General features: G+C 66.5%; 19 protein-coding genes. 3 read left to right on the top strand and 16 right to left on the bottom strand.

Annotation, left to right across the window (positions count from 1 at the left end; genetic code table 11):
- Window positions 1–27: 27 nt before the first annotated feature.
- From CEW88_RS16845 to CEW88_RS16780, 14 genes are all read right to left on the bottom strand, one after another.
- Window positions 28–465 carry an acyl-CoA thioesterase gene (locus CEW88_RS16845; RefSeq protein ID WP_108969084.1) on the bottom strand — a complete coding sequence of 146 codons (438 nt, stop codon included), beginning with the start codon at window positions 463–465 and terminating at the stop codon, window positions 28–30.
- Complete coding sequence (locus CEW88_RS16840; RefSeq protein ID WP_108969082.1) at window positions 462–1,223, bottom strand: TIGR02186 family protein; 762 nt, start codon at window positions 1,221–1,223, stop codon at window positions 462–464. Before CEW88_RS16840 ends, CEW88_RS16845 begins: the two co-directional genes overlap by 4 nt.
- Window positions 1,220–2,125 carry a sulfite exporter TauE/SafE family protein gene (locus tag CEW88_RS16835; protein ID WP_108969080.1) on the bottom strand — a complete coding sequence of 302 codons (906 nt, stop codon included), beginning with the start codon at window positions 2,123–2,125 and terminating at the stop codon, window positions 1,220–1,222. Before CEW88_RS16835 ends, CEW88_RS16840 begins: the two co-directional genes overlap by 4 nt.
- Before the next feature lie 259 nt (window positions 2,126–2,384).
- The gene (locus CEW88_RS16830; protein WP_108969079.1) at window positions 2,385–3,350 is read right to left on the bottom strand and encodes an ABC transporter permease; all 966 of its coding nucleotides are present in this window, start codon (window positions 3,348–3,350) and stop codon (window positions 2,385–2,387) included.
- On the bottom strand, window positions 3,350–4,444 hold the full coding sequence (locus CEW88_RS16825) for an ABC transporter permease (protein WP_108969077.1): 1,095 nt from the start codon (window positions 4,442–4,444) through the stop codon (window positions 3,350–3,352). Before CEW88_RS16825 ends, CEW88_RS16830 begins: the two co-directional genes overlap by 1 nt.
- Before the next feature lie 89 nt (window positions 4,445–4,533).
- Complete coding sequence (locus CEW88_RS16820; RefSeq protein ID WP_108969075.1) at window positions 4,534–6,135, bottom strand: ABC transporter ATP-binding protein; 1,602 nt, start codon at window positions 6,133–6,135, stop codon at window positions 4,534–4,536.
- Between the two features lie 117 nt (window positions 6,136–6,252).
- Complete coding sequence (locus tag CEW88_RS16815) at window positions 6,253–7,257, bottom strand: BMP family lipoprotein (protein WP_108969073.1); 1,005 nt, start codon at window positions 7,255–7,257, stop codon at window positions 6,253–6,255.
- Window positions 7,258–7,415: 158 nt separating this feature from the next.
- Window positions 7,416–7,835, bottom strand: coding sequence for a ribosomal protein S18-alanine N-acetyltransferase (gene rimI / locus CEW88_RS16810; protein ID WP_108969071.1), 420 nt, complete (start codon window positions 7,833–7,835; stop codon window positions 7,416–7,418).
- Between the two features lie 4 nt (window positions 7,836–7,839).
- On the bottom strand, window positions 7,840–8,406 hold the full coding sequence (tsaB, locus tag CEW88_RS16805) for a tRNA (adenosine(37)-N6)-threonylcarbamoyltransferase complex dimerization subunit type 1 TsaB (RefSeq protein WP_108969069.1): 567 nt from the start codon (window positions 8,404–8,406) through the stop codon (window positions 7,840–7,842).
- Window positions 8,407–8,419: 13 nt separating this feature from the next.
- Window positions 8,420–8,980, bottom strand: a complete 561-nt coding sequence (locus tag CEW88_RS16800; protein WP_108969068.1) for a NifU family protein — start codon at window positions 8,978–8,980, stop codon at window positions 8,420–8,422.
- Between the two features lie 108 nt (window positions 8,981–9,088).
- A complete protein-coding gene (locus CEW88_RS16795) occupies window positions 9,089–9,544 on the bottom strand; it encodes a universal stress protein (RefSeq protein WP_092419857.1) in 456 nt (151 codons plus the stop codon).
- 73 nt (window positions 9,545–9,617) lie between these two features.
- Window positions 9,618–10,829: a hypothetical protein gene (locus tag CEW88_RS16790; protein ID WP_108969066.1), complete on the bottom strand. Its 1,212-nt coding sequence runs from the start codon at window positions 10,827–10,829 to the stop codon at window positions 9,618–9,620.
- 3 nt (window positions 10,830–10,832) lie between these two features.
- Window positions 10,833–11,696 (bottom strand): branched-chain amino acid aminotransferase, encoded by an 864-nt coding sequence (locus tag CEW88_RS16785; RefSeq protein ID WP_108969065.1) that lies wholly within the window; start codon window positions 11,694–11,696, stop codon window positions 10,833–10,835.
- A gap of 101 nt (window positions 11,697–11,797) precedes the next feature.
- On the bottom strand, window positions 11,798–12,571 hold the full coding sequence (locus CEW88_RS16780) for a ZIP family metal transporter (RefSeq protein ID WP_108969063.1): 774 nt from the start codon (window positions 12,569–12,571) through the stop codon (window positions 11,798–11,800).
- 124 nt (window positions 12,572–12,695) lie between these two features.
- Here CEW88_RS16780 and CEW88_RS16775 point away from each other — a divergent pair, with 124 nt between their 5' ends.
- Window positions 12,696–13,862 (top strand): alpha-hydroxy acid oxidase, encoded by a 1,167-nt coding sequence (locus tag CEW88_RS16775; protein WP_108969062.1) that lies wholly within the window; start codon window positions 12,696–12,698, stop codon window positions 13,860–13,862.
- A gap of 80 nt (window positions 13,863–13,942) precedes the next feature.
- Here the strand turns inward: CEW88_RS16775 and CEW88_RS16770 are convergent, their stop codons facing one another.
- Window positions 13,943–14,632, bottom strand: coding sequence for a fumarylacetoacetate hydrolase family protein (locus CEW88_RS16770; protein ID WP_108969060.1), 690 nt, complete (start codon window positions 14,630–14,632; stop codon window positions 13,943–13,945).
- 199 nt (window positions 14,633–14,831) lie between these two features.
- On the opposite strand from CEW88_RS16770, the gene CEW88_RS16765 reads away from it, so the two are divergent.
- On the top strand, window positions 14,832–16,160 hold the full coding sequence (locus tag CEW88_RS16765) for a replication-associated recombination protein A (protein WP_108969059.1): 1,329 nt from the start codon (window positions 14,832–14,834) through the stop codon (window positions 16,158–16,160).
- A gap of 255 nt (window positions 16,161–16,415) precedes the next feature.
- Window positions 16,416–18,419 (top strand): acyltransferase family protein, encoded by a 2,004-nt coding sequence (locus tag CEW88_RS16760; RefSeq protein ID WP_108969057.1) that lies wholly within the window; start codon window positions 16,416–16,418, stop codon window positions 18,417–18,419.
- Between the two features lie 126 nt (window positions 18,420–18,545).
- Here the strand turns inward: CEW88_RS16760 and CEW88_RS16755 are convergent, their stop codons facing one another.
- Window positions 18,546–19,673 carry a radical SAM protein gene (locus CEW88_RS16755; protein ID WP_108969055.1) on the bottom strand — a complete coding sequence of 376 codons (1,128 nt, stop codon included), beginning with the start codon at window positions 19,671–19,673 and terminating at the stop codon, window positions 18,546–18,548.
- Window positions 19,674–19,708: the final 35 nt, after the last annotated feature.

Here is a 19,708-nt window from a genome sequence, read left to right as displayed (position 1 = left end):
GGCGCCATTCCGGCCCGAGACCCCGGTTCAGTCGCCGCGCATGATCGCCTCGATCACCGGACGGAAGCGGTCGGGGATCGGTTCGGGTCGGGTGTTTCCGTCCACCGACACATGCACGATGAACCCCTCTGCGCAGGCTAGGTCGTCGTCGTTGCGAAAGAACCCCACCTCGAACCGCGCCGAGCTGCGCCCCAGATGCCCGCAGCGTACCCCGGCGTGGAGCACGTCGGGGAAGCGCGCCTCGGCATGGTAGGTGCAGCCGTTCTGTGCCGCAAGAAAGCGGAGCCCGCCGGGCCGGTAGATCTCCATGCCTGCCCCGAGCTGCCAGAGCGTCACCGCCGTGTCCAGATACGACAGGTAAGCCGCGTTGTTGAGATGCCCGTAGGCATCCATGTCCTTCCACCGCGTGGCGATGGGAAAGAAGGCGCAATAGGCGGCGCGGGTTCCGGGCGGCTGGCGGCTCATCCGGAACGGATCGCCCGGAACAGCGCCGAGGCACCCCAGCCCGCGAGCGCCGCGATGGCCAGCGACAACAGACCGTAGACCAGCGGCATCTGCCGCGACAGGGTGAAGAGCCAGCGCTCGAGACCCACCTTGCCGACCTGGATCTCGCTCTCGTGCACCGAGACGACCTTGCCCGCGCGGGTCAGGAAGACCCGGGTCAGGTAGCGCCCCTCGGAGATGTTCGCCGGCATCGAGATCGAGGTGTCGAAAAGCGTCGACTCGCGCAGCTCGACGCTCTCCTCCTCGACCCTGTAGAGCCCCTGCCTTTCGCGCACGCGGATCAGCGCCTCGGTGAACGCCTCGCTGTCCATGATGTCCATCGGCGCACCGACCGAGCGGATGGCGCGCGGGATCGACACCTTGTGGCGCAAATCCTCCACCGCCGAGATGCTCTCGGCCCAGGGTGCCGAGGTGGCGACCGCGTAAAAGCCCGGCGCACTGTCGACGTCGACCGCCTCGGCGTTGACCCAGATGCCGAGCTTGCGCGCCTTGCGCCAGACGGTGACCGGCTCGAGCGGGCCCTCGACGGTGACGATCACCTGCAGCGGAGGGTCGGCCTGGATCGCCACTTCACGCTTCACCGCGCCGAAAATGAGGATGTCCGAACCGTCGAAGTCGGTTGTGATCGACACGTTCGACTGGCTGAGCCCCATCACAACCTCCTCGGCCCGCGCGGGCAGCGCGGCGAGCAGCAGCAGAAGGGCCACGAGCGCTCTCATCGCGACACCAGCTCGTAGAGCTCGGAGGGGGTGATGAACAGATCGAGCGCCAGCTTGCCGCAGACCAGCAACACCAGCGAGGCCAGCGCGATGCGCAGTTGCTCGGCCTTCAGCCGGGTGCCAAAGGCGGTCCCGATCTGCGCGCCGATGACCCCGCCGAGGATCAGCACCAGCGCCAGCATGATGTCGACCGTGTAGTTGGTGGTGGCATGCAGCAGCGTGGTGAAGGCGCTGACGAAGATGATCTGGAACAGCGAGGTGCCCACCACCACCTTGGTCGGCATGCCAAGCAGGTAGATCATCGCCGGCACCATGATGAAGCCGCCGCCCACGCCCATGATCGCCGCGAGCACGCCCACCGAGAGCCCCACAAGCACAGGCGGGATCGCCGAAATATAGAGCCCCGAGGTGCGAAAGCGCATCTTGAAGGGCAGCCCGTGTACCCAGCCGTGGTGACGGCGCTTTGGGGCCGCGCCCTTGCGCGACTTGAAGATGGCATTGACGCTCTCGATGAACATCAGCCCGCCGATGATGCCGAGGAAGACCACGTAGCAAAGCCGGACCAGAAGATCGACCTGCCCCAGTTCCTTGAGCAGGTTGAAGATCCAGACCCCCAACGCCGCACCAACGAGGCCGCCCGCAAGCAGCACCAGCCCCATCCGGAGATCCACCGACTTGCGCTTGAAATGCGCCAGAACGCCCGAGATCGAACTCGCCACGATCTGGTTCGCACCGGTGGCCACGGCGACCGCTGGCGGAATGCCCATGAAGAACAGCAGCGGGGTGATCAGGAAGCCTCCGCCGACCCCGAACATGCCCGACAGGATGCCAACGATCCCGCCCAGCCCGAAGAGCAGGAAGACATTGACCGAAACCTCGGCGATGGGGAGGTAGATCTGCATGGCCCGACCTTGCTTGCGCGGGGGTGATTTGGCAACGGGCAGCGATGTGACAGCCGCCGCATTGTGCCGCGTCGCGGCGGTTTTCCCACAACCCCGTTGCAGCGCCGCCGTCGCGGGCGGGATCTGCGTAGGTGCCAACGAGAAGAAAGGCGCCGGCACGGTGATCCGGCCCGGCGGCGTTCCGGCTTTCCAGCTTCTTCACTTGCAAAAACCGCATGGCTGGGCGCCGCCGCATCGCGCGGCGCCCAGCCTGAGCGCCTCAGCGCTCCTTGACGTAGGGCTCGCCGCCGGCGCGCGGCGGGATCGCCTTGCCGACGAAACCGGCCAGGATCACCACGGTCAGGATATAGGGCAGAGCGTCCATGACCTGCACCGGGATGATGAAGCCACCGAGATCAATGTTCTGGTAGCGCAGCGCCACCGCCTGCAGCAGGCCGAAGAGCAGGCAGGCATAAAGCGCGTACCACGGCCGCCACTTGGCGAAGATCAGCGCCGCCAGCGCGATGTAGCCGCGGCCCGCGGTCATCTCGCGCACGAAGCCCGCCTGCAGGCCGGTGGCGAGATAGGCGCCCGCAAGGCCGGTCAGCAGCCCGCAGATGGCGATCGCGGCAAAGCGCAGCCCGACCACCGAGACGCCCGCGGTATCCACCGCCTCGGGGGCCTCCCCGACCGCACGCAGGCGCAGGCCGAAACGGGTGCGGAAGAGGATCCACCAGGTCAGCGGCACCATCAGGAAGGCGACGTAGACGAGGATCGAATGGCCCGAGATCAGCTCGTAGTAGAGCGGACCGATGACCGGCACGCCGCGCAGCGCCTCGGCGAAGGGCAGCGTGATGCTCTCGAAGCGCCCGCCGCCCATCAAAGACGGCGTGCGGCCCCCCTGGCTGAACCAGTCCTGCGCGATCAGGACAGTGATGCCGGAGGCGAGGAAGTTGATCGCCACCCCCGAGATCAGCTGGTTGCCACGGAAGGTGATCGAGGCCAGCCCGTGGATGCCCGACATGACCATCGAGGCGGCGATGCCGGCCAGCAGGCCGAGCCAGACCGAGCCGGTGACCGCGGCGATGGCCGCCGAGAAGAAGGCGGCGGCGAGCATCTTGCCCTCGAGCCCGATGTCGACGATGCCCGCGCGTTCCGAGAAAAGACCCGCGAGGCAGGCCAGCAGCAGCGGCGTGGCAAGGCGCACGGTCGAGTCGAGCACCTGCAGAAGCGTCGCGTAATCCATCACGAGGACCTCCGGCGCGTGGCGAGGAAGAGTTTTTCCAGCGGCAGGCGCACCATGTTGTCGAGCGCCCCGGTGAACAGGATCACCAGCGCCTGGATCACGGTGATCAGCTCGCGCGGGATATTGGTCCAGAGCGCCAGCTCCGCGCCGCCCTGATAGAGGAAGCCGAAGAGCAGCGCCGCGAGGAAGACCCCCACCGGGTGCGAGCGGCCCATCAGCGCCACGGCGATGCCGATGAAGCCCGCGCCCTCGGTGGCGTTGAGCACCAGCCGTTCGGCCTCGCCCATGGTGGTGTTGAGCGCCATCATCCCCGCGAGCCCGCCGGAGATCAGCATGGCGATGACGGTGATGCGGACCGGGGAAATACCGGCGTAGCGCGCAGCGCTCTCGGAATGACCAAAGGCGCGAATTTCATAACCCAGCTTGGTACGCCAGATCAGGTACCAGAAGGCGACGCAGGCGAGAACGGCGAGGAAGAAGGTCACGTTGGCTGGCGAGCCCCGGAAGAGCGGATTGCCCTCGGAGGCGAACATGTCCTGGAAGGTTGGCAGGTGGGTCGCGGCGGGGAAGTTGGCCGTCGCCGGCTCCATCGCGCCGACGGGGCGCAGCAGGTTGACCAGCACATAGTTCAGCAGCGCCGCGGCGATGAAGTTGAACATGATCGTGGTGATCACGATGTGGCTGCCGCGCTTGGCCTGCAGCCAGGCCGGGATGAAGGCCCAGGCCGCGCCGAAGGCCGCCGCCGCCAGCGTTGCCACGATCAGCGCCACCGACCAGTGCGGGAACGGGATGAAGAGGCAAGCCAGCGCCACGCCAAGCCCGCCGACCATCGCCTGCCCCTCGCCGCCGATGTTGAACATCTTGGCGTGGAAGGCGACGGCGACGCAGAGGCCGGTGAAGATGAAGTTGGTGGTGTAATAAAGCGTGTAGCCCCAGCCGGTGCTGCGCATCAGCGCGCCGTCGACCATCAGCTTGAAAGCCTCGATCGGGTTCTCGCCGATGGCGAGGATCACCAGCGCCGATAGGATCGCTGCCAGCAGGATCGAGATCAGGGGCACGAGCACCGCGTCGGCCCAGGCGGGCATCTTATCCATTCGGAACCTCGTTCATGCTCGCCAGAGGCGCGCCCTTCGGGTGCGTCAGTCTCCGGCGATAGTATTTTCGGAAAGATGTGAGGGGGCGGTCAGTCATGCTGCTGGGCCTCGCGGGCTTCCTTTTCGTGCAGCGAGGCATCGACCGCGTCGATCACCCGGCCCTCGGGCTTTTCGGTGACACCGGCCATCAGCAGGCCAAGCTCGGTCTGGTCGGTCTGGTCCGGCTGACGCTCGCCCATGATCTGCCCGTCGAACATCACGGCGATGCGGTCCGAGAGCGAGAAGATCTCGTCAAGCTCCACCGAGACCAGCAGGATCGCCTTGCCCTTGTCGCGCAGGCGGATGATTTCCTGGTGAATGAACTCGATGGCGCCGATGTCGACGCCGCGCGTGGGCTGGCCGATCAGCAGCACGTCGGGATCGCGCTCGATCTCGCGCGCCAGCACGATCTTCTGCTGGTTGCCGCCCGAGAAGTTGCGCGCCGCGAGGTTGGGATTGGGCGGACGGACGTCGTAGCGCTGCATCTTGTCCGCCGCCTCTTCCTTGATGCGCGCGTTGTTCATCAGCATTCCCGACTGGTAGTGCGGGTCGCGATGGTAGCCGAAGACGGTGTTCTCCCACGCGGTGTAGGGCATGATCAGCCCCTCTTCCTGGCGGTCCTCCGGCACGTGGCCGATGCCAGCCTTGCGGCGGGCGCTGCCATCGGCGCCAGTCCCCGAGAGCGGCAGCGAGACGCCCTTCATGGTGACCGAACCGGTGGCATCGGCGTAGCCACCCAGCACCTCGAGCAGCTCCGACTGGCCGTTGCCGGCAACCCCGGCGATGCCCAAGACTTCGCCGGCGCGCAGTTGCAGCGACACGCCCTTGAGCCGCTCGACCCCGGCGTCGTCGACATGGCGCAGGTTCTGCACGTCAAGCAGCACCTCGCCCGGCTGCGCAGCGGTCTTGTCGACACGCAGCAGCACCTTGCGCCCGACCATCAGCTCGGCGAGCTGCTCGGGCGAGGTCTCGGCGGTCTTCACCGTCGCGGTCATCTCGCCGCGCCGCATGACCGAAACCGTGTCGGTGATCTCCATGATCTCGCGCAGCTTGTGGGTGATCAGGATGACGGTCTTGCCCTCGGCCCGCAGGTGGTCAAGGATCCGGAACAGGTGGTCGGCCTCGGCCGGGGTCAGCACCCCGGTGGGCTCGTCCAGAATGAGGATGTCGGCCTGCCGGTAGAGCGCCTTCAGGATCTCGACCCGCTGCTGGTGGCCGACCGAGAGGTTCTCGACCAGCTCGTCGGGATCGACCGAAAGCTCGTATTCCTCGGCCAATTGCTTGAGAACGCCGCGCGCGCGGGCCAGCGAGGGGCGCAGCATCGGGCCATCCTCGGCGCCGAGGATGATGTTCTCCAACACGGTGAAGTTCTGCACCAGCTTGAAGTGCTGGAACACCATGCCGATGCCCGCCGAGATCGCGGCCTGGCTGTCGGTGATGTCCTTTCTCGACCCGTTGACCCAGATCTCGCCGGCGTCGGCCTTGTAGAAGCCGTAGAGGATCGACATGAGCGTCGATTTCCCTGCGCCGTTCTCGCCGATGATGCCGTGGATGGTGCCGGGCATCACGCGGATCGAGATGTCCTTGTTGGCCTGGACGGGGCCGAAGGCCTTGGAAATGCCCTTCAGCTCGATGGCGGGGGTGTCGTTCATGCGAAGCCTCGCGGCATTGGAAAGTACGGCCCGGCCTCCTGTAACCGAAGAACCGGGCCACACGAAAGAGAAAACGGGGACACGGCAGCAGCCGCCCCCCCGCTCGTCAAGTCCGGATCAGAAGTTCAGAGCCGGGCAGCTGTCATCCGCCGAGTAGTCGTGAACCTCGATCTCGCCGGCGACGATCTTCTCGCGCGCCTCGTCGACGGCGGCCTTCATCTCTTCGGTCACCAGCTCGGCGTTGTTCTCGTCGAGCGCGTAACCCACGCCGTTCTCGGCAAGGCCCAGCACCTGCACGCCGGTCTCGAGATCGGGGCCCGCGGTCATCGCCTCGGCCACGGCCACGTCGACGCGCTTGAGCATCGAGGTCAGCACCTTGCCCGGGTGCAGGTAGTTCTGATTGCTGTCGACGCCGACCGAGAGGATGCCCTCGTCCGCGGCGGTCTGCAGCACACCGATGCCGGTGCCGCCGGCGGCGGCGAAGATCACGTCGGCGCCCTGGCTGATCTGCGCCTTGGTCAGCTCCGAGCCCTTCACCGGGTCATTCCAGGCGGCGGGGGTGGTGCCGGTCATGTTCGAGATCACGGTGACGTCTTCGCTAACGGCCTTGGCCCCCTGGGCGTAACCGCAGGCGAACTTGCGGATCAGCGGAATGTCCATGCCGCCGACGAAGCCGACGGTGCCGGACTCGGAGGCCATCGCCGCCAGCATGCCGACAAGGTACGAGCCCTCGTGCTCGGAGAAGAGGATCGACAGCACGTTCGGGTGCTCGGCCGGATCCACATAGCCGTCGATGGTGACGAACTTGGTGTCCGGGTAGTCCGCGGCGACCGAGGCGATCGGCGAGGACATCGAGAAGCCGGTGGTCACCACCGGGTTGAACCCGGCCTCGGCGAAGCGCCGGAGCGCCTGCTCGCGCTGAGCCTCGGACTGCAGCTCGATGTCCTTGTAGGAGCCGCCGGTTTCCTTGGCGTAGATCTCGGCGCCATTGTAAGCCGCCTCGTTGAAGGACTTGTCGAACTTCCCGCCGAGATCGTAGATCAGCGCCGGATCCGCCAGCGCGGCGCCGGCGGTCAGGGCCAGCGTCGCGGCGGTGCCGAGGATGGATTTCATGAACGTCATGTCTTGCTCCCGGGTCTGGAATTGCGGGCGTCTTTAAGCTGTCCCGCGAATTGAACTGCACTGTGGCAGATCATGCCCGATTAATCCCGCGCCCTACCGGAGGGTCAACAGGTTTTTGCAAGTCTGCGCACAGGGTTGGCGCATCGTGTCTTGTAACCTCAGGTCAGCGCCCGGCGCATGAGCAGTGCGTCGTCACGGCTGCCATCCGCATGACGATAATAGCCTTTCCGCCTCCCGGTCAGCGTGTAGCCGCATGCAGAATAGAACCGCTGCGCGGGAGAATTGGCCGCTGCGACCTCAAGGAACACCGTTTTCGCCCCTCTCGTGCTGGCCTCGGCCTCGAAAGCCTCCAGCAGCCGCCGTCCGACACCCTGCCGCTGCAGCGATGGGTCGGTGGCCAAAGCGAGAATCTCTGCCTCGTCCAGCACCACGAGGCCCAGAACAAAGCCACCCGGCTCGCTCACCAGCAGCGACGCGGGCTGCTCCAGCGTGCCCGCGAAGGCAGGCGCGTTCCACGGCTTCATATGGATGTAGGCGCGCGCCGAAAGCGCGGCGAGCTCTTCGGCCGAAAGGCGCATCGGCTTAGTCCAGAAGCCGCGGCGCCGCATCGCGCGACGGCGCGGCGTCGGCGGGGCGGATGTAGAGCGGCGCAGGGCGCTGGCCCGGCTCCTTTACCGCGGCGGCGCGGGCGATGCGGATCGCCAGCTCGCGCGGCTTGGGCGGCAGCACCGCCTCAGTGCCCTCGGCGGGCGCCAGTTCGGGCGTCCCCCAATGGCGCTGCACGTAGATCTGCCCGCGCGGCGCGGGCACGCCGGCCAGCGCGTCAGGGGCATCGAGGTGGATCGCCTCAAAGGTGCTGATCCCCATCGCGGGCTTGCCCAGCCCCAGCGCCAGACCGCGCGCGGTCGAGACGGAAATGCGGATGCCGGTGAAATTGCCCGGCCCGATGCCCACGGCGATGCGGTCGAGATCGCCCCAGGTGGCACCGCCCTCGGCCAGCAACTCCTCGAGCAATGGCATCAGGCGTTCAGCCTGCCCCCGACCCATCTCCTCGGCGCGGGCGGCAAGCACCGCATCGCCACGCAGCAAAGCGGCCGCGCAATGCGCGGCCGATGTGTCGAAGGCAAGGATCAAAAGATCACTCATCAAGAGAGCCGGTCGCTCAGACGGCGACCGGGCGCACCTCGGTGACCTCGGGAATGTAGTGGCGCAGCAGGTTCTCGATGCCCATCTTCAGGGTGAGCGTCGAGGACGGGCAGCCCGCGCAGGCGCCCTGCATGTGCAGGTAGACCACGCCGCGGTCGAAACCGTGGAAGGTGATGTCGCCGCCATCCTGCGCCACGGCCGGGCGCACGCGGCTGTCGAGCAGTTCCTTGATCTGGCCGACGATCTCGGCATCCTCGCCTGTGAACTCCTTGTGGCCCGAGGACCGCGCCTCGCCTGCCATCACCGGCTCGCCGGACTGGAAGTGCTCCATGATCGCGCCAAGAACGGCGGGCTTTACGTGATCCCAGTCAGCCGCCTCGTCCTTCGTCACTGTGACGAAGTCGTTGCCGAAGAACACGCCGGTGACGCCGCTCACGCCGAAAAGGCGCTTGGCGAGCGGCGAGGTTTCGGCACCCTCGGGGCTGGGGAAATCCGCGGTGCCGGCGTCGAGCACGGTCTGGCCCGGCAGGAACTTCAGCGTCGCGGGGTTCGGGGTGGATTCTGTCTGGATGAACATCTGCGAGATACCTTTCTCCGGGCTGACACCTATATGCGCCCCCACCGCCCGAACGTCAAGTTTTGGAATGGTTCTAAATTGGCCCCAGGCGCCGCCGAGCCCCTGCCCTCAGGTGATCGCCTCGAGGCGCTCCTTGGACATGTCTCCGGGCACGATAGTCAGCGGGATCGGCAGGCTGCCAGAACTGCGGGTCATCGAGCTGACCAGCGGCCCCGGCCCCTTCTTGTCGGCGGCCGCGCCCAGCACCAGGACGCCGATGGAGGGGTCGTCATTGACCTGCCCGAGGATCTCGGTCACCGGGTCGCCCTCGCGGATCACCAGCTCGGGATCGACTCCCTGCCGGTCGCGCATCCACTTGGCAAAGACCTCGTAGTGCGCCTCGATCCGCTCGCGGGCCTCTTCGCGCATGATGTCGCCGACCCCGATCCAATGGTTGAATTCATCTGGCGCGATCACCGACAGGATCGCCACCCCTCCTCCGGTCTTGGCCGCCCGCATGGCGGCGAACCGCATGGCGTTGAGGCATTCGCGGCTGTCATCCAGCACGACGAGAAACTTGCGCATCCCTTGGTCTCCTTCGTGGCGATCATGGCGCAGGGGCAGGATGCAGGCAACGCCCTTTTGGAACCGTCGGAATTCAGCGCTCGAGATGCGCTGCCACGCCGCGCGCCGCCGGCCGCAGCATCCGCGCGCCAAGCCAGCCGCCAAGCGCCGTCAGCGCCTGCGCAAAGGCCAGCCAGAGCAGCGCCGCCGCGGCAAAGGCATGGTCCGAGAGCCGCACCAGCGTGCGGAAGGTCCGCGACTTGCCCAGCACCTCCATCACCCCGCGCGTTTCCGAACCCGCGACGTCCGACACCCGCGCCAGCCGCGCCGCATCCTCGGCGCTGTCGACGTGGCGCAGGAGCAGCACACCGTCGGTCATCGAGCTGTTGCGCACCACCCGGCTCACGTCGCCCGCCACCGTCTCGGCCCGCGCCAGCCGCGCGGTGTCGGCGGCCTCCCCGGCGCCCGAGACCAGCCGCCGCAGCATCGCGGGATCGGCCAGCCGCGCCAACTCGTCGAGGAAGGAGGGCGTCAGCGTGCGCAGCCTCCGGCCCATGCGCAGCGCCGTGGCCCCGGCCTTCACCGTGGCCGAGGTGCCCCCCGTCAGCGCCAGCGTGCCGGTTGCGGCGAGGCCGACCGCGGCAAGCGTCACCTCGACCTCGTCCACATCGGCGCCGCTGAAATAGTCGCCCCCGGCGCGGCGCAGCGCGTTGAGATCCCCGATCGGGGTCAGCTCCAGCGGGATGCCGCAATAGGCCAGCATCTGCAGCGACGGGCAATTGGCGATGTCGGCAGCGCAGATGCCGCAGGCCTCGACCTTGCCCCAGACGCTGTCCTTTTCCTCGCGCAGCGCGGCGATCAGTTCGGCCTGCTCCACATCGGGCGAGACGCCGACCCGCGCCGCCACCGGCAGCAGCATGTCGATGCGGTCGAGATCCTCTGCCTCCAGCGCGGCGCCGATCTCCTGCGCGAGCCGATCCGGCGTCAGCGTCTGCGCCAGCGCCATGTCGAGCGCGCGGCGCACCTCGGCCTCGCTGGCCGAAAGGAAAGGGTGCGCAAAGGGGTTGGTGGTCAGCGCCCAGATCCCGAGCGCGAGGCTCAGCAGCAGCGGCAGGGCGCGGATGGCCCGCGCCAGCCGCCGCCGGGGCCTGCGCGGCGCGGCGATGTGGTCCGCGGCCCGCCCCTTGCCAGTCTCGACGCGCGGCGCGCGCTTGCCAACCGCCGGGTCAAAATGCCGCTCGGCCCGCAGCACGGGCCGCTGCGGCGCGTCGGTGCGTGTCGCGCGAAGCGGTGGCTCGCGGCGCAAGGCTCAGCCTTCGGTCAGCGCCCAGTCCCAGTAGAGTTCGCGCACGCGACGCGTCACGGGACCGATTTGGTAGCTGGTGTCCTCGAAGCCCGAGACCGGCGTCACCTTCTGAAGGTTGCCCGACAAGAAGACCTCGTCGGCGCCCTCGAAATCCTCGAAGGACAGCACGGCCTCACGCACTTCCATGCCATCGGCGCGCATGTTCTTGATGTGGCGCGCGCGGGTGATGCCCGACAGGAACGTGCCGTTGGCGACGGGCGTGAAGACCACGCCGTCCTTGACCATGAAGACATTTGCCGTGGCGCTCTCGGCCACATTGCCGAGCGCGTCGGCCACCAGCGCGTTGCCGAAGCCGCGCGCGCGCACGTCACGCAGCATGCGGGCGTTGTTGGGATAGAGGCAGCCCGCCTTTGCGTTACAGACCGAGCTCTCGAGCACCGGGCGGCGGAACTTGGTGCGTCCGAGGTGGGTCGCCGCGCCCTCGGGCGCCATGGGGATTTCCTCGAGCGAGATGGCAAAGGCGGTTCCCTCCTCACCCGGCACGATGGCTGTGGCGTCGCCCTGCGTCGCCCAGTACATCGGGCGGATGTAGATGGCCGCCTCCTTGGGATAGGCGGCGAGCCCTTCCCAGACGATCTGAACCATCTCCTCGGTGGATATGAAGGGCGTCAGCATCAGCGATGTGGCCGAACGGTTCACCCGGGCGCAATGGGCGTAAAGGTCGGGCGCGATGCCGTTCACGTAGCGCGCGCCGTCGAAGACCGAGCTGCCGAGCCAGGCCGCGTGGTCGGCACCGCGCATGATCATCACGTCGCCGTCGTGCCAGGTGCCCTGGAAATAGGTGCGGATGTTCTTGCCCGTTGCCATCGTCGTGTCTCCTGCGAAAGTTGCGCGGACCCTATTCCCGCCGGCCCGCGAGGTCCAGTGGCACGGCGCGCGCTCTCACGGAAGAGCGAGCGCCGGGCCAGTCACCCCAGCGTCACGTCGAGGAACATCATCAGGATGAGCCCAAAGATCAGCCCCGTCGTCGCGCGCTTCTGATGGCCATTGCGATGCGTCTCGGGAACGATCTCGTGGCTGATGATGTAGAGCATCGCGCCGGCGGCAAAGGTCAGCCCCCAGGGCAGCAGCACCGAGCTGACCGACACCGCGACCACCCCCAGCAACGCCCCGACCGGCTCCACCATGCCGGTCAGCGCGGTGTAGAAGAGCGCCCGCCCCCGCGAGTAGCCGAGACCCACCAGCGCGACGGCGACGGCCAGCCCCTCGGGCATGTCCTGCAACGAGATGCCGGTCATCACCGACAGCCCGTTGGCCCGATCCAGCCCGTAGGCGACGCCGATCGAGAGCCCCTCGGGAAAGTTGTGGATCGAGATCGCCAGCACGAAGAGCCAGATCCGTGCAAAAGTCGCCTGATCCGCCCCGCCCTCCGGGCCGGTCTTGAAGTGCTCGTGCGGGATCGCGTGGTTGAGCCAGGCGACGAAGCCCGAGCCAAAAGCGATGCCGAAGGCGGCAATGGCGGCGGCGATCCAGACCGAGCCGGTCTGCTCCTGCCCCACCTCGATGCCCGGAATGATCAGCGAAAAATACGAAGCCGAGAGCATCACCCCCGCGGCGAAGCCCAGCATCATGTCCGAGGTCGCCTGGGTCATCTTGCGGCCGATCAGCGCCGGGATCGCGCCGACCGTGGTCGCCAGCGCCGCGATCATGCCGCCGCCGACGCCCCAGAGAATGTCCTGCATGGTACCTCCGAACTGCTCGCGCGCACTAGACTGTCTGGGCAGACGAGATTCAAGCGCGGGTTATTGCGCGAACACCCCGGAAGCGGTAAGGAAACCTGACCAGTCCAAGGAGGAACTCCGGCCCATGCCCGTGATCACCGAGATCGAAGACCTCAAGCGCCTCTACAGGCGCCGGGTGCCGAAGATGTTCTACGACTACTGCGAGTCGGGCAGCTGGACCGAGCAGACCTTCCGCGAGAACAGCTCGGATTTCGACAAGCTCTACCTGCGCCAGCGCGTTGCCATCGACATGACCGGGCGCAGCACCACGACGCAGATGATCGGCCAGGACGTGGCGATGCCGGTGGCGCTCGCGCCGGTGGGCATGACCGGGATGCAGAACGCCGACGGCGAGATCAAGGCGGCAAAGGCGGCCGAGAAGTTCGGCGTGCCTTATTGCCTGTCAACCATGTCGATCTGCTCGATCGAGGATGTGGCCGAGAACACCTCGAAACCGTTCTGGATGCAGGTCTACACGCTCAAGGACGACGACTACATGAAGCGGCTCTTCGACCGGGCCAAGGACGCCAAGTGCTCGGCGGCGGTGATCACGGTCGATTTGCAGATGCTCGGCCAGCGTCACAAGGACCTGAAGAACGGCCTTTCGGCCCCGCCCAAGCTGACCCCGACATCGGTCGCCAACATGATGACCAAAGTGCCGTGGGGCCTCGAGATGCTGCAGACAAAGCGGCGGTTCTTCGGCAATATCGTCGGCCATGCCAAGGGCGTCACGGATCCCTCCTCGCTGACCACATGGACCGCGCAGAGCTTCGACCAGGCGCTCGACTGGGACCGCATCCGCGAGTTCCGCAAGATGTGGGACGGCCCGCTGATCATCAAGGGCATCATCGACCCGCGCGACGCTTTGGAGGCCTGCAACGTCGGCGCCGATGCCATCGTTGTGTCGAACCACGGCGGACGGCAGCTCGACGGCGCGCTGAGCTCGATCCGCGCGCTGGCGCCGATCATGGACGCGGTGGGCGACAAGATCGAGGTCCATCTCGACAGCGGCGTGCGCTCGGGCCAGGACGTGCTGAAGGCCATTGCCATGGGCGCGAAGGGCTGCTGGATCGGCCGCGCCTACATCTACGGCCTCGGTGCCATGGGCGAGGCGGGCGTGACCCGCGCGCTCGAGGTGATCCACAAGGAGCTCGACGTGTCGATGGCGCTCTGCGGGCGCACCGACATCAACACGGTGGACCGCGATATCCTGATGATCCCCAAGGGGTTTTCCGGCGACTGGGAAGAGTGATTCCGAAGTCCTTGTGCTGAAAAGAAAAAGTCCAAAAACGACAAAGGCGCGGCCGTGAGCCGCGCCTCTGCACGTCCGGCTCAGCCGATGCTGATGCTCAGCGGCGCGAGGCCGTCGATCTCGACCAGACAGGTGTCACCGCGCTCCAGCGCACTGACCCCGGCGGGCGTGCCGGTGTAGATCAAATCGCCGGCCTTCAGCTCGACCAGCCCGGACAGGTAGGAAATCACCTCGGGCACCGACCAGATCATATCCGCAAGATCGCCGTTCTGCCGCTGCTCGCCGTTCACGCTAAGCCGCAGACTGCCCTTGTCGAGATGACCCGTTTCGGCCACAGGATGCACCGGGCCGCAGACCGCCGAGTAGTCGAAGCCCTTCGCCATGGTCCAGGGACGACCCTTCTTCTTGGCCTCGGCCTGCACGTCGCGGCGCGTCAGGTCGATCCCGGCAGCATAGCCCCACACACAGTCCAGCGCCGCATCCTCGGGAATATCGACACCGCCCTTGCCGAGCGCCACCACCAGTTCGCCCTCGTGGTGCAGTTCGGCGGTTGCGGGCGGGTACGGGATCGCATCGCCTTCCTCGGCGATGGTGTCGATCGGCTTGTCGAAAAAGAACGGTGGCTCGCGGTCGGGATCGTGGCCCATCTCACGCGCGTGCTCGGCATAGTTGCGACCGACGCAGAAGATGCGGCGCAGCGGGAAGCGGGCCTCGCTGCCGGCGACGGCAACCGAGGGCTGGGGCTGCGGGGGAAAGACGTACTCACTCATGCGGGGCTCCTACCTGTGGTCTTGCCGCTGCACCCTCGGCAGGCGGTCAAGTTGCGGAAATGTCTAGCAGGCCCTGCGGCCGTGACCAGCCGGTAGAAGAAAGATTGATGTACCGATCAGCGCGCTTGCCGTCAGGGATTTGCCCGCCCCCCTGCGATCTGCTAGCGCATTGGGCAACGCCAAAACCACAGGCCCCCTCATGAGCGATCTCTTCGACGCCGCGCCCCTCAAGGGCCACGTGCCCCTCGCCGCAGCGCTGCGGCCCGAGACGCTGGACGACGTGATCGGTCAGCAGGCGATCACCGCCCCGGGCTCCATCCTGCGCCGGCGGATCGCCGCAAAGGCGCTGGGGAGCATCATCCTCTACGGCCCGCCGGGCATCGGCAAGACGACCATTGCCCGCGCCGTGGGCAACATGCTGGGCAAGGAGTTCCGCCCGCTGCACGCCACCCGCGACGGCGTCAAGGAGTTGCGCAAGATCGCTGACGAGGCCCGAATCCGCCCGCTGCTGATCTTCGTCGACGAGGTGCACCGCTTCTCGGCCACGCAGGCCGACGACCTCTTGTCGATCTGCGAGGAAGGCACCGCCGATTTCGTCGGCGCCACCACCGGCAACCCCTACCACGCGCTGCCGCCCGCGCTGGTCTCGCGCTCGACCATCCTCAAGCTCGAGCCGATGACCATCGAGGACATGGAGGTGGTCGTGCGCCGCGGCATCGCGCATCTGGCGGCACAGGGTCTCGAGGTGACCATGACCCCCGAGCAGGTCCGGCTGATCGCCGGCCGCTCGGGCGGCGACGCGCGCCGCGCGCTGACCACGCTGGAAAGCCTTGCCATCGGCCATGGCGTCGGACAGGACGGCAACGCGATCGCCATCACCGAGGCGATGCTCGAAGAAGCCTATGCCTCGGCGGCGATCAACCACGACCGCTCCGGGGACCAGCATTACGACGTTGTCTCGGCCTTCGTGAAGTCGATGCGCGGTTCGGATCCGGACGCGACGCTCTACTGGCTCGCCCGGCTGATCCACGCTGGCGAAGACCCGCGCTATATCGCGCGGCGCATCATGATCCACGCCTCCGAGGATGTGGGGCTGGCCGACAACACTGCCCTGCAGACCGCCGTCGCCGCCTCACAGGCGGTCGAGAAGATCGGCTACCCGGAAAGCCAGATTATCCTCGCCCATGCGGCGCTGCACGTGGCGCGGGCGCCGAAGTCGGGATCGGTCACCCGAGGCATCGGCGCGGCGCTCGGCCATGTCACCAGCCAGCCGCCCGCCCCGGTGCCGCTGCACCTGCGCGACGCGCACTACAAGGGCGCCGAGAAGCTCGGCCATGTCGGCTATCTCTTCCCGCACGACGACCCGCGCGGTTGGGTTGAACAGGTCTATGCCCCCGGCATCCACCGCGGCGCGTTCTACCAGAGCGACGCGCGCGAGGCGGCCACCTTCGAAAAGCGCGCCGATGCCTTCTGGGAGGGGGTCACTGGCGCCGCGCAACCGCGACGCCCCCAGCGGCAAGGCGAGTAGCCCCGTAAAACTTGCAAGCCCGGAGAGAATGCCGCGACTTTGCTCGCGCATGAGCCATTCTTGGCCGAAAAAGCCGACTTAAACCCGGGATTGCATCTCTGCGCCTAGGTAATCGTTTTGGTTGCGGTCTATTAGCGGTAAATTGACAGATGTGAGCGGCTCGGCGATTTGCCGAATTTATCCTTTTTTCCAGCGTTTTACCGGCCATTATTTCGCAACTTCTTCATTTTTCTGACGTCGATCGGATTGCTCCGGATGAAGTACCGCGCCGAAATCGATGGGCTGCGCACGGTCGCGGTCCTCCCCGTCATTCTTTTCCATGCCGGATCGAAGCTGTTTGGTGGCGGCTTTGTGGGGGTCGACATCTTCTTCGTGATCAGCGGCTACCTGATCACCACCATCATCGTCGACGAGCTGAGCCGGGGCACGTTCAGCCTGCTGCGCTTCTACGAGCGCCGCGCCAAGCGCATCCTCCCCGCGCTCTGCCTCGTCAGCCTCACCGCGCTCGGACTGGGCTGGCTCGTCCTGCAGGGACGCGATTTCGTCGAGTTTGTCCGCAGCCTTCTCGGGGTCGCGACCTTTTCGTCGAACATCCTGTTCTGGATGGAGGCGGATTACTTCGACACAGCCGCCGAGCTGAAACCGATGCTCCATACCTGGAGCCTCGCGGTCGAAGAACAGTTCTACATTCTCTTTCCGCTGCTGCTGATGCTGCTCTGGCGCTTCGGGCAGAGGGCGGTGCTGCCGACGCTGGTCGGCATCTTCGTGTTCAGCCTCGGGCTGGCACAATGGCAGGTGCGCACCGACCCGATGTCAGCCTTCTTCCTGCTGCCCGCCCGCGCCTGGGAACTGGGCCTCGGCGCGTTCTGCGCCGTCTACCTGCGCGCGGGTCATCCGCCGCTGGCTGGCGGCCTGCGCAACGCCCTCTCGGCGCTCGGGTTGGCGCTGGTCTGCGCGGCCGTCTTCGGCTTCGACGCCGAGACGCCCACGCCGAGCCTGATCACCCTGATGCCAACGGTCGGCGCCGCGCTGATCCTCCTCTTCGCCACCGGCGGCACGCTGGTGCAGCGCCTGCTCAGCACCCGGGGGATGGTCGGCATCGGGCTCATCTCATACAGCGCCTACCTCTGGCACCAACCGCTGATGGCCTTCGCCCGGCACAACTCGCTGGAGGAACCGTCCTGGGTCATCATGGCCGGGCTGATCGCGCTGACCCTCGGGCTCGCCTGGCTGAGCTGGACATACGTCGAAATCCCGGTGCGCAAGGGCCAGTACGGGCGGCTCAGGCTCTTCGGCATCAGCGCCACCGGCCTTGCCACCTTTGCCGCGCTGGGGCTCTTCATCCACACCTACGACACGCTCGATTACCGCAGCGGCCAGTTAAATGTTCTGGGCACGCAGATCAGCCTGCTGGACTACGAGAACGACAACATGGCCCTGCTCGAAGCCAGCGCGATGCCGTTCAGCGGCTATGCCCACAACCTCGCCTGTCTCGGGAATTGCGACAACGGCCACCAGGAGCGCGACTGGTTCGGCGCCGACACCGGGAAGCTGAAGCTCCTGCTCGTCGGCAACTCGCACTCCAAGGATGTCTTCAACATGCTCCTCTTCAGCAAGGAGGCCATGCAATGGATTCAACCCGGCCGCTATACCGCGCAAATCGGAGAGCTCGGGCCGCATAGCAAGTTCTTCGGCGCGCGGAGCTACGCCCAGGCAGATGCGGTCATGATCGTCAGCCGGTTCAAGGACTCACGCGACGATCTTCAGGTGCTGGACGGGCTGGTGAGACACGCGCTCGACGACGGCAAGCGGGTGATCGTGGTGAAGAACATCTTCGAGTTCCCGAGATATCTCGGCGGCAAGTGGACGGTCTTCGACAAGAACGTGCACACCGCGCTCGCCGAGGGTATCAGCGACCCCGCGACCATCGTCGCACGCTCGAACCGGGAGCATTACCAGCTCTACAAGAGCGGCGCGACCGAGCCGCGGGTGATCGAAGCCAATGCCGAGATCGACCGGCTCAAGGCCAGGTATCCCGGCCTCATCGTGCTCGACCGGATGGACTATGTCTGCTCGGAAACCGAGGAGATCTGTTATTCGGCCAGCGCCACGCTGAAGAAGTATTTCCCCGACTACGGCCACCACACCCAGGCCGGGGCGGAGTTCTTCAGCAGCCGCATGGACGAGGTGGGATGGCTCGCGCCGGTGCTGGAAATGGCGCAGCACAAGCACACGGCGCAGATCACCGCGACCAAGTGAGGCGGGCCCTGAGCGCCGCGCCTTGTGTCCGCTCCCGGCATCCACTCCCAGTGTCCGCGCCGGCCCGCGTCTCCCCGGCTCGCGGACACGCCCGGCAACCGCCGCGAGCCCGGGGGTCACCCTGTCCTAGCTCGGCGTGTAGAGCGCCCGCGATGGCCGGTGCAGGTTGACCCGCTTGTCGTAGCCGCAGTTGCAGTTCGGACAGTTGAGATTGAAGGCATCGCGGGAAAATCGCTTGTGTTTCTCGGTAAAGAGCATCTCGGTGAGCCGCTGCTTATGCAGATCGCCCATCTTGAAGGTCACGAAGCAAAGCTGCACCGTGCCGTCGGGACCGATCCAGAGCATGTCGTAACTGGTGCAGGGCAAACGCATCTTCTCCTTGCGGATCAGCCAGTCGGGGATCGAGCGGATGCCGCGCTCGGTGTTGCGGATGAGGTCCGGCTCCTTCTTCTTGGCTTCGAGCAGGATGCCGCAAAGTTCGTCGAGCAGCGGGCGGTCCTCCTCCTCGAACCAGAAGGGCTGGTTGTCGCCCGCCTCATCCTTTTTCACGAAGTACGGCAGCGAATAGTGGATCAGGTTGATGTAGACCTGCATGTCGAGATCGCGGGCGAACTGCAGCGTGTCGCGCACCGTCTCCGGCTTGCCGGTGCCGCGCATGAGCAGCCAGTCGAGGCTCATCGGCAGCTTGTCGGCGCCATAGCGGCGGCGGGTCTCGGTCAGCGATGTCTTGACCAGCTCGAAAGAGCCGCGGCGCTGCACGTAGTCGTCGTAGTCCTGTCCCAGACCGTAGAGCCCGACCGAGACCTTGCGCAGGCCCGCGTCGACCAGCTTGTCGATCTTCTTGTCGAGCAGCAGCCCGTTGGTGGTGACATACATGTTGAGGCCGCGGTCGCGGATACGGGCGACGAACTTGTCGAGGTCGCGGTGCAGCAGCGGCTCACCGCCATAGAGCCGGATATTGCCGATGCCAAGCTCCTTGCAATCGTCGATGAGCTGCGCGCCGATCTCCCAGGGCAGCTGCGTTCCGTGCATGAAGTCTCTTCCGTAACAGCATGCGCCACAACGAAGATTGCAGTTAGACGTCAAGCTCAGGAAGACCTCGTGCGGGGCCGGGCGCACCAGCTTGTCGCTGACCTGCGCCATGGAGAAATGCGCCCGGCGCAGGCTCTCCTTGACCACCTTGGCGGGCGCGTAGAGCGGCGAGCCCTGCAGCGCCGACTTGACGCGCCTATCGATCTTGTTGCCGTTCGGCATGGTGTCCTCTCCTCCGTGTTGGGTCGTTTTTCGCG

The sequence above is a fragment of the Alloyangia pacifica genome (assembly GCF_003111685.1).
GTDB classification, from domain to species: domain Bacteria; phylum Pseudomonadota; class Alphaproteobacteria; order Rhodobacterales; family Rhodobacteraceae; genus Salipiger; species Salipiger pacificus_A.
This window is presented reverse-complemented; position numbering and strand designations above follow the sequence as displayed.

Excerpts from the sequence above, each read along its gene's own strand:
- CEW88_RS16845 (WP_108969084.1), bottom strand. The coding sequence starts at position 465 with ATGAGCCGCCAGCCGCCCGGAACCCGCGCCGCCTATTGCGCCTTCTTT.
- CEW88_RS16840 (WP_108969082.1), bottom strand. The coding sequence starts at position 1,223 with ATGAGAGCGCTCGTGGCCCTTCTGCTGCTGCTCGCCGCGCTGCCCGCG.
- CEW88_RS16835 (WP_108969080.1), bottom strand. The coding sequence starts at position 2,125 with ATGCAGATCTACCTCCCCATCGCCGAGGTTTCGGTCAATGTCTTCCTG.
- CEW88_RS16830 (WP_108969079.1), bottom strand. The coding sequence starts at position 3,350 with ATGGATTACGCGACGCTTCTGCAGGTGCTCGACTCGACCGTGCGCCTT.
- CEW88_RS16825 (WP_108969077.1), bottom strand. The coding sequence starts at position 4,444 with ATGGATAAGATGCCCGCCTGGGCCGACGCGGTGCTCGTGCCCCTGATC.
- CEW88_RS16820 (WP_108969075.1), bottom strand. The coding sequence starts at position 6,135 with ATGAACGACACCCCCGCCATCGAGCTGAAGGGCATTTCCAAGGCCTTC.
- CEW88_RS16815 (WP_108969073.1), bottom strand. The coding sequence starts at position 7,257 with ATGACGTTCATGAAATCCATCCTCGGCACCGCCGCGACGCTGGCCCTG.
- rimI (WP_108969071.1), bottom strand. The coding sequence starts at position 7,835 with ATGCGCCTTTCGGCCGAAGAGCTCGCCGCGCTTTCGGCGCGCGCCTAC.
- CEW88_RS16800 (WP_108969068.1), bottom strand. The coding sequence starts at position 8,980 with ATGTTCATCCAGACAGAATCCACCCCGAACCCCGCGACGCTGAAGTTC.
- CEW88_RS16795 (WP_092419857.1), bottom strand. The coding sequence starts at position 9,544 with ATGCGCAAGTTTCTCGTCGTGCTGGATGACAGCCGCGAATGCCTCAAC.
- CEW88_RS16785 (WP_108969065.1), bottom strand. The coding sequence starts at position 11,696 with ATGGCAACGGGCAAGAACATCCGCACCTATTTCCAGGGCACCTGGCAC.
- CEW88_RS16780 (WP_108969063.1), bottom strand. The coding sequence starts at position 12,571 with ATGCAGGACATTCTCTGGGGCGTCGGCGGCGGCATGATCGCGGCGCTG.
- CEW88_RS16775 (WP_108969062.1), top strand. The coding sequence starts at position 12,696 with ATGCCCGTGATCACCGAGATCGAAGACCTCAAGCGCCTCTACAGGCGC.
- CEW88_RS16770 (WP_108969060.1), bottom strand. The coding sequence starts at position 14,632 with ATGAGTGAGTACGTCTTTCCCCCGCAGCCCCAGCCCTCGGTTGCCGTC.
- CEW88_RS16765 (WP_108969059.1), top strand. The coding sequence starts at position 14,832 with ATGAGCGATCTCTTCGACGCCGCGCCCCTCAAGGGCCACGTGCCCCTC.
- CEW88_RS16760 (WP_108969057.1), top strand. The coding sequence starts at position 16,416 with ATGAAGTACCGCGCCGAAATCGATGGGCTGCGCACGGTCGCGGTCCTC.
- CEW88_RS16755 (WP_108969055.1), bottom strand. The coding sequence starts at position 19,673 with ATGCCGAACGGCAACAAGATCGATAGGCGCGTCAAGTCGGCGCTGCAG.